General features: G+C 69.7%; 10 protein-coding genes. 4 read left to right on the top strand and 6 right to left on the bottom strand.

From position 1 onward, the window contains the following. The 5 genes from AC3ENO_RS11245 to AC3ENO_RS11265 all read right to left on the bottom strand — a co-directional run. Positions 1 to 987, bottom strand: a 987-nt coding sequence (locus AC3ENO_RS11245; RefSeq protein WP_434970711.1) for a zinc-binding metallopeptidase family protein, incomplete at its 3' end; no start/stop codon positions are given. Between the two features lie 140 nt (positions 988 to 1127). Further along, the gene (locus AC3ENO_RS11250) at positions 1128 to 2000 is read right to left on the bottom strand and encodes a transglutaminase family protein (RefSeq protein WP_488185776.1); all 873 of its coding nucleotides are present in this window, start codon (positions 1998 to 2000) and stop codon (positions 1128 to 1130) included. A gap of 97 nt (positions 2001 to 2097) precedes the next feature. Further along, positions 2098 to 4614, bottom strand: coding sequence for a circularly permuted type 2 ATP-grasp protein (locus AC3ENO_RS11255; protein WP_434970713.1), 2517 nt, complete (start codon positions 4612 to 4614; stop codon positions 2098 to 2100). Beyond that, positions 4611 to 7883: a transglutaminase family protein gene (locus AC3ENO_RS11260; protein ID WP_434970714.1), complete on the bottom strand. Its 3273-nt coding sequence runs from the start codon at positions 7881 to 7883 to the stop codon at positions 4611 to 4613. The genes AC3ENO_RS11255 and AC3ENO_RS11260 overlap by 4 nt, the downstream gene beginning before the upstream one ends. Positions 7884 to 7955: 72 nt before the next feature. Next, a complete protein-coding gene (locus AC3ENO_RS11265) occupies positions 7956 to 8612 on the bottom strand; it encodes an alpha/beta hydrolase (protein WP_434970715.1) in 657 nt (218 codons plus the stop codon). A gap of 22 nt (positions 8613 to 8634) precedes the next feature. Here AC3ENO_RS11265 and AC3ENO_RS11270 point away from each other — a divergent pair, with 22 nt between their 5' ends. Genes AC3ENO_RS11270 through AC3ENO_RS11285 form a run of 4 tightly spaced genes read left to right on the top strand, consistent with a single transcriptional unit; the run spans position 8635 to position 12009 of the window. After that, positions 8635 to 9303, top strand: a complete 669-nt coding sequence (locus AC3ENO_RS11270; RefSeq protein ID WP_434970716.1) for an NUDIX hydrolase family protein — start codon at positions 8635 to 8637, stop codon at positions 9301 to 9303. A gap of 12 nt (positions 9304 to 9315) precedes the next feature. Continuing rightward, positions 9316 to 10158 (top strand): AlbA family DNA-binding domain-containing protein, encoded by an 843-nt coding sequence (locus AC3ENO_RS11275; RefSeq protein ID WP_434970717.1) that lies wholly within the window; start codon positions 9316 to 9318, stop codon positions 10156 to 10158. A gap of 49 nt (positions 10159 to 10207) precedes the next feature. After that, the gene (locus tag AC3ENO_RS11280) at positions 10208 to 11485 is read left to right on the top strand and encodes a DivIVA domain-containing protein (RefSeq protein WP_488185777.1); all 1278 of its coding nucleotides are present in this window, start codon (positions 10208 to 10210) and stop codon (positions 11483 to 11485) included. Between the two features lie 32 nt (positions 11486 to 11517). Then, the gene (locus tag AC3ENO_RS11285; RefSeq protein WP_434970719.1) at positions 11518 to 12009 is read left to right on the top strand and encodes a bifunctional nuclease family protein; all 492 of its coding nucleotides are present in this window, start codon (positions 11518 to 11520) and stop codon (positions 12007 to 12009) included. Here AC3ENO_RS11285 and AC3ENO_RS11290 read toward each other — a convergent pair. Continuing rightward, positions 11963 to 13027, bottom strand: a complete 1065-nt coding sequence (locus AC3ENO_RS11290; RefSeq protein ID WP_434970720.1) for a LacI family DNA-binding transcriptional regulator — start codon at positions 13025 to 13027, stop codon at positions 11963 to 11965. The genes AC3ENO_RS11285 and AC3ENO_RS11290 overlap by 47 nt on opposite strands. Positions 13028 to 13072 lie beyond the last annotated feature (45 nt).

Genomic DNA, 13072 nt, shown 5'->3' on the forward strand with positions numbered 1-13072 from the left:
CGGCTCTCCCGAGGCAGCCGCGAGTTCGGCGACGAACTCGAGCTTGTCGAGCACGGGCGTCGACAGCAAGAACGGGTAGAGGTCGTCGTTGCCCATCGACCGGTTCATCATGTTGAGCGCGGTCGACAGCGGCATCCATGTCCCGGTCACCCGCTCGCGGAATGATGCGGCCGTCGCGGGGCGGAGCAGGCCGAACTCCTCGGCGGTCTGGATGCTGTCGCTGATATGCAGGTAGTGCGCCCAAGTCTCGGCGAAGTCCTCCCAGGGATGCATCGTCGCGTACCGGGAGATGTAGTGCTCCTGCCAGTCCGCCGGGGCACCTTCCGCGTAATGCCGGTCGATCGCTGCCTGGTAGTCCTCGGTCTCGTCACCGAAGAGCTCCCGGGCGCGGGCGCGAGTGTCGTCATCCGTGATGAGGAACGACTCGTAGTAGTGGCCGATCTCGTGCCGGAAATGGCCGAGCATCGTGCGGTAGGGCTCGTCGAGCATCGCCCGCACCTTCTCACGGTGCGCATCCTCGGATTCGGCCAGATCGATCGTGATGATCCCGTCGGCGTGCCCGATCGTGACGGGTTCGGCGACGCTCGAGAGCAGATCGAACGCGACCCCGCGCGGGTCGGCGCTCCGGTCGAGGATCGGGATGCCGAGCTCGTCGAGTTCCGCGACGAGGTGACGTTTGGCGCGCTCGGCGGGGGCGTAGTTCGAGATTCCCTCGAGATCCGTGTCGTTGGGGCGGGTGCGGGTCAGGCCGCAGCTGAAGCACAGCCCGCCGGATTCGGCGGTGAGCCAGGTGCAGCCCGACAGCCCGAGGTTCGCGCAGACGTGCCAGACCGTGCCGTCGGCATCCGTGTAGGTGCGATCGCCGCGGTCGAGCGGCACGAGATCGTGCTCGGCGCGGGAGTAGCCGAGCGGTGTGTCACACGCGACGCAGACGGAGTTCTCGAAGAACAGGCGATTGCCGCAGACCCGGCAGGTGTAGGACCTCACGCGCCGAATCTTCGCACACGAACGCGTCATCTCCGGAGGGGTTGCGCTCGCCGCATCCCCGTTCGTTTGCCGCAACACGCCGTGGCTGCGCGGGAAGATCGTCGTTCGGGGCAATCGAAGCCCCTCGCCCTGGTCTGCCGTCAGGATGCCGGGGCCGGGGCGACATCGACCGAGACGCGCAGGGTCGAACGTTTGGCCGTCGTGAAGATGATGCCCTTGACGGGGGAAACATCGCCGTAGTCGCGCCCCCAGGCGACGGTCACGTACCGGTCGTTCGCCCACTGGTCGTTAGTCGGATCGATCGCGAGCCACTCGTCGGACCCGGGCAGCCAGACCGCGAGCCACGCGTGGGAGGCGTCCGCGCCGACGACGCGCTCCCGGCCGGGTGGGGGCTGGGTCGCGAGGTAGCCGCTGACGTAGCGCGCCGCAACACCGTGGCTGCGCAGACACGCGAGGGCCAGGTGCGCGAAGTCCTGACACACGCCCGCGCGCGTGCGCAGGACCTCGGCCACAGAGCTCGTGACCGTCGTCGCCGTCTTGTCGTAGTCGAAGTCGGCCTTGATGCGGTGCATGAGATCGGTCGCGGCCTCGCCGATGGGGCGTCCCGGTGCGAGGGACGCCGCGGCATACTCGTGAGCTGCCGCGACGTGTTCGGCCTTGGGTGAGGCGACGGCGAACTCCGCGGCCGCCCACGCCCCGGGCATCTCAGGGTGATGCAGCGGGCGGGACTGCTCCCACGGCAGAGCCAGGGCGGCGTCGTCGTAGTGCGGCGCATCGACCGTGACATCCGTGCGTGCATCCACCACCAAGCGCGTGTGGGGCGCCGTGACGTGGAAGTAGGTCACGACGTTGCCGAACGCGTCGAGCTCGTGGCTCACGTCGTTCGGTTCCGGGTCGATCGTCACCGCGTGCGACGCGATCTGCTGCCACGCGACGGGACGCGGCGCGACGTGGGCGAGGCCGAGGCTGTTGCGGACGTCGTCACTGTATTCGTAGACCGTCCGGTGGGACACGAGGTACTTCATCGGGCGGCCTTTGCGACAGGACCTTTCACGACAGTGGACATGACGGGACCCCGTCCCACGACACTGCCATTCACGACAGTGCCATTCATGACAGGGCCCCCGTGAGCTCCGTCAGCGAGAGCGACGCGTAGGTCTGCGGCGGTGGTCCTGCGGAGAAGTGCAGTGCCTCGATCGCGCGCGCGATCTCCCGAAGCTGGGCGTCGGCATCCTCGAGCGTGTCCTGGAGCACTGACCGGTGGTTGTCGACCGCCATAGCGAGGTCGGCGACCTGCACCTGGGCCAGCTGTGCCTCGAGCTGGTCGAGCAACCGCTCCGGGCGCGTCGATCCGGTCGACAACGGCTGCGCGGTGAGGTGTTCCCGGATGCGGGCGACGGCGAATCGGAGCGAGCGCGGGTTCTCGGCGTCGCGCACCAACAGGTCGATGACGCCGCTCGCATAGAGTGCGCCGCGGTACCGGCGCCGATGCGTGACGACGCTCTCGCTTGCGCGCAGCACGGCGTCGAGCACTTCCTGTTCCACGTCGCCCACGAGCCGGTCGACCATCGTCGCGCGCAGCAGGATGCCGACCTGTAGCGCCCTCTCGATCGCTCGGCCGGTCTCGATCATGTGCCAGCCGGCGTCGCGGATCATGTTCGCCGAGGTGCCCTGCAGCGCCAGAAGCGCCGTGAGCATCTGGCCCGCGGACTCGCCGATCCCGTGGGCGTGCGGCGTGATCCGCAGCGAGGAGCCCGCCCGGTCGGTTGCGGCGAAGACGCGCCACGTGTCGGAGGAGAGCTGATCGCGCACACCCTCGAGGGTCGTGCGCAGGCGGGAGAGGGAATGGGCGACAGAACCGGGGCGCGTGGCATCGAGCAGGACGGATCGGAACTCGTCGTCGAGGTCACGCCACCGCGTACCGCACAGGCGCTGCACGGCCCCGACGAGCACGCGCGTGCTCTGCGTCGCCGTCGGGCCCGGCGCGGACAGCTGATCGGCATCCGAGCGGATCGCGAGCACGAGACGCAGAAGATCCTCGGCCCGCTCCGCGTAGCGGCCCGACCAGAACAGATCGTCCAGGGCGCGGGGTGCGACTTCGGGCACCGACTGGACGACGGTGACCGCCGTGCCATCCGGCAGTCCCTGGTCGAGCTCGGCCGGATCCGACTTGAGAACCCAGACGTCTTTCGAGGCGGTCGGCAGTGTGCCATCGGCGACGGCAGTGGCAAGCCCCCCGATGAAGGGTCGGTACGTCGACTGGTGGTGGACCGTGAAGGTGCGCAGCACGATGGCTCGGGCATCCACATATCCCGGCGCCCGCCACGTCGGAGCTTGCGAAAGCGCGAGCACCTCCTGCACGGCGAACCGATGGGGAGTCGTGCGGATGCGGTCCACCAGGCTCGCCGGATCGGATGCCTCCAGCGGCGTCCGCGGCCCGTCGATCGTTCTGACCACGAGGCTCGGGTCGGCCTCGAGCAGCCGCGGCGTGACCTCGCCCAGGGCGTCAGGGTCCCCGCACCACCACGTCGGCGTGGAGGCGAGGCGAAGCTGCTCGCCCAGGAGCCGTTCGCACAGCGCGGGCAGGAACGGCAGGAGCGCGGGGTTTTCGAGGACGCCCGCTCCCAGGCCGTTCACGAGTCTCACGCTGCCACGGCGAACCGCCTCGGTGAGCCCCGCGACGCCCAGCTGCGAGTCGCCGCGCAACTCGAGCGGATCGCACCATTCGGCATCCACGCGGCGCAGGATGACATCGACGCGTTCGCGGGGCGTTGCCTCGGGCCAGCCCGCCGGTTTCATCCACACCTTCCCGTCGCGCACGACCAGGTCCGCGCCCTGAACGAGCGGGAACCCGAGCATGCCGGCGAGGAACGCTTGGTCGTAGGCGGTCTCGGAGAAAGCGCCGGGGCTGAGCACGACGACGCGCGCGTCGGCTCGGGCATCCGGCGCCGCGGCGACCAGCGCCTCGCGGAGCGCGTCGACGTAGGGCTCGACGCGGTGCAGCGTCGCGCCGTGGAACAGCTCCGGAAGGACCTGCGACACGATCCGCCGATTCTCCATCGCGTAGCCGAGCCCGGAGGGGGCCTGCACGCGGTCGGAGATGACCCGCCATTCGCCGTCGGCGCCTCTCCCGAGATCCGTCGCGCTCAGCAGCAGCGGATGCCGGTCCGTCGCGCCGGTCCGCGCCACGGCACGGACGTACCCCGCGTGCCCCAGCACCGTGGCCGCCGGCAGGATGCCCTCGCGCAGCATCCGTCGCTCGCCGTACAGGTCGACCAGGAGCGCGTTGAGCAGCTCGGCCCGCTGCGCGAGGCCCACGTCGAGCTTCGTCCACGTGGCGCCCTCGAGTACGAGGGGCAGCGGGTCGAGTCGCCACGGCTGCGGATCGGTGCCCGCGGGGTTGTAGGTCACGCCCTCGTCGGCCAGGAGCGTCGAGACCTCACGGTCCAGACGCGAGAGGTCACCGACGGTGAGGGAGAGTGCGCCCGGCGCGATAGCGCGCCAGGCGGGGCGCAGGGTGCCATCCGGTGCGATGACCTCGTCGAAGCGCGCCGACGATCCCCGGGGTGAAGCGAAGGGCAGCGTGGGTTGGGTGACCGAAGCGGCGTAGTCGCGCAGGACGCTCACGCCGGGGCGGTCCTGCGCAGGTCGAGGGTGTGCGGGTAGTCGCCGGATGCGGCGCGTCGCCCTCGCTCACGGAGGGCGCCGACGTCGACGTGCCCGGCAGTGTGACCGTGGGTCTCGAAGCGGCTGGCGCGCCGCGCTTCGGCTTCGAAGGCGTTCACCGGCGGGCGGTCGTACGCGCGTCCGCCCGGATGCACGACGTGGTAGGTCGCACCGCCGAGGCTCGCCTCGGCCCGGGTGTCGATGACCTCGAACGTCAGCGGCGAGTGCACCGCGATCGACGGATGCAGCGCTGACCACGGCTGCCACGCGCGGTAGCGCACGCCCGCGTAGTACTGGCCGAGCGTGCCGGTCGAAGTGAGAGGCACAGGTACACCATTGCACGTCACGAGGTGTCGGCGCTCGTCGATGCCGCGCACGGTGACCTGCATCCGCTCGACGGAGGAGTCCACGTAGCGCGCGGTACCGGAGCCGGTCGCCTCCTCGCCGAGCACGTGCCAGGGCTCGATCGCCTGCCGTAACTCGAGTTCGATGCGGGCGCCGGGGGCCGAGATACGCGCGACGCCGACGCGGGGGAAGCGGAACTCCGCGAACGCATCGAGCCAGGACTGTTCGAACGGGATGCCTGCGCGTCCCAGGTCGTCGATGACGCCTTCGATGTCGAGAAGGGTGCCCTGGGGCAGGAGGAACTCGTCGTGCAGGCGGGTCCCCCACCGGATGAGGGGTTCGTCGTACGGGGTCTCCCAGAACCAGGCGATCAGGCTGCGCACCAGGAGCGCCTGGACGAGGGCGAGCTCCGGATGCGGGGGCATCTCGAACCCTCGCAGCTCGAGCAGTCCGAGCCGTCCCCGGCTGGAATCCGGGCTGTAGAGCTTGTCGATACAGAACTCCGCCCGGTGGGTGTTGCCGGTCATGTCGGTCAGGAGGTGCCGCAATGCCCGATCGACCGTCCAGGGACGCGCCGTGCCGCCGGATGCCGCGGCCTCGGCATCCATTCGGCGCAGCTCGCGCAGGGCGACCTCCATCTCGTGCACGGCCTCGGGTCTGCCCTCGTCGAACCTCGGTGCTTGACTGGTCGGACCGATGAATCGTCCCGAGAACAGGTAGGACAGGCTGGGGTGGCGCTGCCAGTAGGTGATGAGGCTTGCGAGCAGATCCGGTCGGCGCAGCAGCGGCGAGTCGATCGGTTGGATGCCCCCGATCGTGATGTGGTTGCCGCCGCCGGTGCCGGTGTGCACGCCGTCGAGGTCGAACTTCTCGGTGGCCAGCCGACTCCGTCGAGCCAGGTCGTAGAGGGTCATCGTCAGTTCCCGCTGCTGTGCCCAGGACGACACGGGCTGCACGTTCACCTCGATGACGCCCGGGTCGGGGGTGACCACGAGCTGCTCGAGGCGCGTGTCAGGCGGCGGGGGGTAACCCTCGATGACCAGACGGATGCCGCGCGCTGCTGCTGCCTGTTCCAGGACATAGAGCAGGTCGGCATAGTCCTCGAGGTAGGCGACCGGCGGAAGGAAGACGTGGACGTGACCGTCGCGGGCCTCGAACGCGATCGCGGTGGTCGCGGTCGCCGCGACCCCCTGCAGTGAGACGTCCGGAACCGCCGGCTCGCGCAGGGGGCCCTCTTCCAGGTACGACGGCTCCGCCGTCGGCTCCGGCGGGGTCCACGACACCGAGTCCAGCGGCAGTCGCAGCCCGATGGGACTCGTCCCGGGGGTGAGAACGAGTCGACCGCGACGGAACGTCCACACCGGGCTCGTCCAGTGCCCGTCGGTCGTGAGCGGAAGCACCCAGCCGCGGGGCGAGGAGAGATCACGATCGAGCGCGGCGAGGTCGTGTTCGTCGAAGCCTTCGACATCGGTCGGTTCGCCGACGGGCTTTCGGACCTCGGCGGCCAGCGCGGCAAGCGGATCTTCGTAGGCCGGGAGGAGCCGGCTGTGCGGGATGCCGAGGGTCTGCGTGACTCGACGCGCGAGCGTCTCGGCATCCGCGTGCGCGTGAGGGTTCGGCTCGTCTGACCACGGGTCGGCGAACAGCGACGGATCGTGCCACAGCGGCACGCCATCCTTACGCCACTGCAGTGCGATGTTCCAGCGGGGAAGTGGCTCGCCCGGGTACCACTTGCCCTGGCCGCGATGCACGATGCCGCCACCGGCATACTTCTCGCGTAGCTTGTGTGCGAGGGCATCTGCGAGTTCGCGCTTGTGCTCGCCGTCGGCATCCGTGTTCCACTCCGGCGCCGTGGCGTCATCCATCGAGACGAACGTCGGTTCCCCGCCCATCGTGAGTCGCACGTCGCCGGCGGCGAGCCGCTGATCGACGGCCTCGCCGAGCGCGTCGATCCGCTGCCACTGGGCATCCGTGTAGGGGCGGGTCGTCCGTGGGTCTTCGTGGATGCGGCGCACGGTGTTGTGGAACGAGAACTCCACCTCGACGGCCTCGGTCGCACCCGAGATCGGCGCGGCGGAGGAGGGCTCCGGTGTCGCGCTGAGGGGGATGTGACCTTCGCCGGCGAACAAGCCGCTCGTGGCATCCAGCCCGATCCATCCCGCTCCGGGAATGTACACCTCGGCCCACGCGTGGAGGTCCGTGAAGTCCGCGGCGGGTCCGCTCGGGCCATCGAGGGATTCCTGGTCGGGCGCGAGCTGGATCAGATAGCCCGAGACGAAGCGCGCCGCGAGGCCGTACTGGCGTAGCAGGCTCACCAGCAGCCACGCGCTGTCGCGGCACGATCCGATGCCGGTGCGCAGCGTGTGGTTCGGGGTCTGCACTCCCGCTTCCATCCGCACGCTGTAGGCCACACGCCGTTGCACGGCCCGGTTCAGGTCCGCGAGGAAGGTCACCGTGGGTACGCCCGCGTGCGGCAGCGGAGGCAGGCTCTCGCGCCACTTCCGGGCACGGCCGCTGCCGGGCACCGGTCGCAGGTACGGCGCGAGATCGGATGCCAGGTCGGGGCGGTACTCGAAGGGGAACCGCTCGGCGTACTCCTCGACGAAGAAGTCGAGCGGGTTGATCACCATCATGTCGGCGACCAGGCCGACGGTGATCTCCAGCCGCTCGACCTTGTCGGGGAACACGAGGCGTGCGACCCAGTTACCGAAGGGGTCCTGCTGCCAGTTGACGAAGTGGTTCTTCGGCGTGACCTCGAGGGAGTACGCCTCGATCGGGGTGCGCGAGTGCGGAGCCGGTCTCAGCCGTACCAGGTGGGGGGCGACCGAGATGGGCCGGGCGAACTCATACGCAGTGCGGTGTTCGAGAGCCACCTTGATCGACATGGACCCCAGCGTGTCGGATAACTGTTGCGTGCGGGTTACGGTTTTCCGACCAGGAAGACCCCGCCGTGACCGTTAGAGCGTGGCCAGCTGTGCGTCGAGGAAGTCGCGCACGTCGGCGAGCTCTTGCTCCGAGACGCTATGGGTGAGCCCGGGATACACGCGACCCGACAGTGCGGCGTGGCTGGGAAGCCACTGCGCCGTGTGCTCCACGAGCGTGCGCGGGATGACGTCGTCGTGCGACCCGCGGCCCCAGAACACAGGCGGCTTGCGTTCGGCCATCGCCGCGTCGCCGTCGAGGTCGCCGGGTGCGACGTAGCCGCTGAGGTTGACGGCGAAGGAGAATCGCTGCGGCGCGAGGCGCATCGCCTGCATAGAGACGGCTGCGCCCTGCGAAAACCCCAGCAGTCCCACCGGTTCGTCCCCGGGCAGGCCGTCGATCCACTCGATCAGCCTGGTCGCGGCATCCGTGACCCGCGAGGGATCGCGGCTTTCGAGACCTTCGATCGGGTACCAGGAGTAGCCCGGCGACGGCCAGGGAGGCGTGAGGGGAGCGCGGAGCGCGGCGACCGTGAGATCGGCGGGCAGATAGGGTCGCAGGCCGAAGAGGTCGCGCTCATCGGATCCGTACCCGTGCAGCAGCACGAGCAGCGGCCGCCCGGACCGGTCGTCGGGGGCGGTGGACCAGAGCACGGCGTCGTCAGCGAGCGCCGGCGTGTCGATCTCGCTCATGGCCTCAGGGTATACAAGAGACATGCCGGTACGGACCCCAGACCCCGACCCCAACGAGCGCGACGACGACGAGACGTCCCGCGATCCGCTCGGCGGAGTCGGGAGTTCCTTCGGTCGCGCGGGTCGACCCGTCGGTGACGGGAGCTTCGGTTCCCCCGTCCCCGGCAGCGCATCCAATCCCGGGTGGCTGACCGACATCGAACTCGCCGAGGCGCGCCGGCGTCTGCCGATGCTCTACGTCGAGGCCCTCCCGGTGCGCACCGACGGCGTGGGACTGGTCACCGAGGTCGGCATCCTGCTGCGGGCCACGCCCCTCGGCGAGATCACGCGTTCTCTCGTCTCGGGTCGGGTGCGCTACGGCGAAACCGTGCGCGACGCGCTGTTCCGCCACCTCGAGAACGACCTCGGGCCGATGGCGTTCCCCCTCCTGCCGCCCCAGCCCGTGCCGTTCACGGTCGCCGAGTACTTCCCGATTCCCGGGGTGAGTCCGTTCTTCGATGACCGCCAGCACGCCGTGTCGCTGGCCTTCGTCGTGCCCGTCACCGGCACCTGCGAGCCGCGCCAGGACGCGCTCGAGGTCACATGGATGTCGCCGGAGGAGGCGGCGTCCGACTCGCTGGCCGCCGAGATGGAGGGCGGTCGCGGCACGCTCGTGCGCCTCGCGCTCGCGAGCGTCGGCGCGCTTCGCTGATCCGTTCCCGCCATGCCTGCCAACATCCAACTCGTCGAGTTCGCGGTCGGGCTCCCGATCGCGCTGCTGATCTCGTACCTCATCGCGCTCGCGATGCGACGCGTGTTCCGCTCTCGTCTCCCGTTGTCTCTGCCGGTCATGATCCTCACCTCGGTCGTGGGGACCGCGATCGGGCTCTTCATCGCGGGCTGGTTCATCTCCGGACTACGGCTGTGGATGCCGACGACCCTGCTGATCGCGTTCGGATCCAGCATCCTGGTGACCTTCCTGGTCTCGACACTGTTCGCGGGTCTGCGCCGCGACCCGGGCGAGGTCGATGTCGCAGCACTGTTGGCCGCGGGCGAATCCGACCGCGTCGAGCTGAAAGAGACAGCGCGGTGGAACGTCCGCGAAGACAAGAAGGACCCGCGGATGGAGCAGGTGGTGGCCAAGACGGTCGCCGCGTTCCTCAACAGCGGTGGCGGGACGCTGGTGGTGGGGGCCAACGACGCCGGTGAGGCGCTGGGGCTTGACCGGGATCTCGCGACGCTCCGCGTCGCGGATGTCGATCGCTTCGAGCTCTGGCTGCGAGACCTGCTTTCGACGCTTCTCGGCCGGAATGCCGCCGCGTTGCCGATCGTCCGGTTCCCTGCCGCTCCCAACGGCAAGGTCGTCTGCGTGATCGTGTGTCCGCCGTCACCACGGCCGGTGTTCATGACGCATGCGAAGGACGGGTCATCGACCGAGTTGTGGGTTCGGGTGGGCAACTCCACCCGTTCCTTCGCCGTTGACGAGGCTGTCGAGTACGTTTCCCGCCACTGGGGTGGCCGGCGCACCTGGCAACGCTCGGCGGATCCCAAGCATCCGGCTACCTGATCGTCATCTGGGAGAGGTAGCGTGTGATCGCTCGGGGGAGTTTGCGACTATGCACGTCCCGGAGGAACGGATGCCAGAGAACGCCTCAGCCCCCCGCACGGAGGCCCCGCCGGCCTCGCCGTTCGATGAGCTGATGAGTGCGGCCGCGGTCGCCGAGGCGGTGCCGGCACGCGGCGTGGCATTCGCGACGGCGTTTCGCGGGTACGACCGTGACGACGTGGATGCTGCAGTCGCGCGCCTGAGTGCCGACCTCGCCGCCGAGTCCCACCGCGCGAACGAGAGCGCCGCGCGCGCCGACGCGGCCCACGAGCGGCTCGCGCGTGTCGAGGGCGAGCTCACCGCTGTGCGTGCACAGCTCGCTGAGGCCGAGAGTCGGATCGCCGTGCTGACCGAGGAGCTCGCGGACGGGACTGCCGCATCGCCGAACCGGCGCCACTTCGAAGAGGTGCTGCGTGTGGCGGAAGAGCAGTCGAGCACCATCATCCACAACGCCACCGTGCAAGCCGACAAGCTCTTGCAGGCAGCAAGCGCCGAGGGGGACCACCGGCGCGCCGAAGCCGAGGCCGAGGCCGCGCAGATCATCGCGCGGGCAGGCAGCGACGCCGAGCAGATCCGCCTCCGGATGCAGACGGAGTTGACCGCCCATACCGCTCGCCTCGAGCGGGAGGCCGCGGCATCGGCCGACGCCGTCGTGCAGGCCGAGCAGGAGGCCGCCGCGATCCGCACCGAGGCCGAGAAGGCAGCCGCGACCACCCGTGCCATCGTCGCGCGGGAGACGGAGCAGTCCCGAGCCGCTGCGGAGGAGGCGGTGCGCGAGCTGCGGATGCGTGCGGCGGAGTTCGAGGAGTCGCTCACCCGCCGTCAGGATGATGCGCAGCAGGAGTTCCTGGTGCTGCACAACCAGGCTGTCGCGCACGCGGAGCGCATCACGACGGATGCGAACGCGCAGGTCGCGGCCGCGCTCGAGCACGCACAGCGGATCACCGCGAAGGCCGACGACTTCGACAGGCTCATGCGGTCGCAGGCGCAGCAGATCGAGGCTGATGCGAGGATGCGCGCCGCCGAGCACCTCGACCGCGCTCGTGAGAAGGCGCAGCGCATCATCGATGCGGTCTCGACGCACGCGGACACGGTGCTGCGCGACGCGGAGGATCGCACGCGGCAGCTGCGCTGGCAGCAACACCAGCTGACGAGCTTCATGGCGGAGGTCCGGGAGATGATTCGGCCCGAGGGCGCGGTGGCGACGATCGAGGTATCCGACGCAGACTCCGCGACAGAGGATGCCGAAAGCGTCCCCGCCGAGGACGGTGGCCCCGAGCGCGCGTAATGTGGGCCACAGACCCGCGAGGGAGGCTCGGCATGGTTCAGGTACGCGTCGCCGGGGTGGCGATGGACTCGTTGGGGCAGCATGTCATCCTGCTCAAGCCCGTCGGGGAGGCTCCATCGAGCGGATCGGTCGTGCCGATCTGGATCGGGGCGCAGGAGGCGACATCGATACTCGTTGCCGTGGAGAACGCGGTGACTCCCAGGCCGCTGGCACATGACCTCATGAAGTCTTTGCTCGAGAGTCTTGACGCACAGGTGACGCGAGTCGAGGTGACCCGTATCGAGGACGGCACGTTCTACGCCGAAGTGACCGTCGTGCGGGCCGATGCGGTCCACGTCATCGATGCGCGACCCTCCGATGCGATTGCGCTCGCGTCACGGGTGGGTGCGGCCATGTGGGTCGCTGACGCCGTTGTCGCGGAGGCGGGAATGCCCGACATGATCGACACGGACGATGAGGAGGCCTCGGTCGACGAGTTCAAGCGCTTCCTCGACGAGGTCGATCCCGAGGATTTCCGCGGCTGACCCCGTTCTCGGGGGCGGGCGTTGCCCCGGTCGAACCGCGCACGACGAGGGTCGTGGGAAGCTCGATGATGCGGCGGGCCGGGTTCGCTCCGTGGGCGATCGCGGCGAGTTCATCGATCGCCGCGCCGGCCATTTCACGGATCGGCTGACGGATCGTCGTCAGTGCGGGGTGTACCCACCTCGCCGCCCGGACGTCGTCAAAACCGACCACCAGAATGTCGCGTCCCACGCGAAGCCCCAGGTCGGCGGCGGCGCGGTAGACGCCGATCGCCATCTCGTCTGACAGGGCGAAGACGCCGATCGGCGCCGTGTCGGAGGCTCCCGCCAGCGCGGGCAGACTCACGAGCCGTGCGGTCGGGGCAGTCCAGTCGGCGCGCACCCGGTCGACGGCGGCATCCGGATGCCGCGCGCGCACGGCTTTTTCGAACCCCTCCACGCGGCCGCGTCCGAAACGGTAGGAGGGTGCGGCGTCGACGATGAGGAACCGCTCGGCGCCCGCGTCCATGAGGTGCTCGGCGGCGGCGGCGCCGCCGGCGACGTCTGTCGTGCGCACGCTCGTGAGCGGGACGTCGGCATCGGCGCGAGGATCCATCAGCACGATGGGGATCCCGGCGTTGTGCAGCATCGCGATCTGTGCGGCCGTCGGCAGGATCAGTCCCAGGACGACTCCCGCCGAGCCCCGTGCCCGAATCCGTGTCGGCCAGTCATCGTCGGGAGTGTCGCTCTCGGCGGTGAGGACGAGATCGAAGCGGTGTCGCGCGGCGGCAAGGTGCGCGCCCGCCGTGACTTCATCGGCGTACGGGTCGTGGAAGCGCCCGAGCACGAGGTCGAACAGGCGCGAGGTCCCCGAGCGGGGGCGACCACGTCGCACCCCGGTGGCCGAGTACCCGTGTCGCTGAGCGGCGGCGAGGACGCGAGCACGGGTCTCCGGGGCCATCTCGCCGCGTCCGCGTAGCGCACGCGACGCGGTCGAGACACTCACACCGCTCTCCGCGGCGATCTGAGCGAGGGAGGTCACGACGTCGAGTTTTGCGCAAAAACTGATGGGCCCGCCAGTCGGGGT

The sequence above is a fragment of the Microbacterium sp. bgisy207 genome (assembly GCF_057706855.1).

Coding starts and splice junctions, on each gene's coding strand:
- AC3ENO_RS11260 (WP_434970714.1), bottom strand. CDS start 7,883: ATGTCGATCAAGGTGGCTCTCGAACACCGCACTGCGTATGAGTTCGCC.
- AC3ENO_RS11265 (WP_434970715.1), bottom strand. CDS start 8,612: ATGAGCGAGATCGACACGCCGGCGCTCGCTGACGACGCCGTGCTCTGG.
- AC3ENO_RS11270 (WP_434970716.1), top strand. CDS start 8,635: ATGCCGGTACGGACCCCAGACCCCGACCCCAACGAGCGCGACGACGAC.
- AC3ENO_RS11275 (WP_434970717.1), top strand. CDS start 9,316: ATGCCTGCCAACATCCAACTCGTCGAGTTCGCGGTCGGGCTCCCGATC.
- AC3ENO_RS11280 (WP_488185777.1), top strand. CDS start 10,208: ATGCACGTCCCGGAGGAACGGATGCCAGAGAACGCCTCAGCCCCCCGC.
- AC3ENO_RS11285 (WP_434970719.1), top strand. CDS start 11,518: ATGGTTCAGGTACGCGTCGCCGGGGTGGCGATGGACTCGTTGGGGCAG.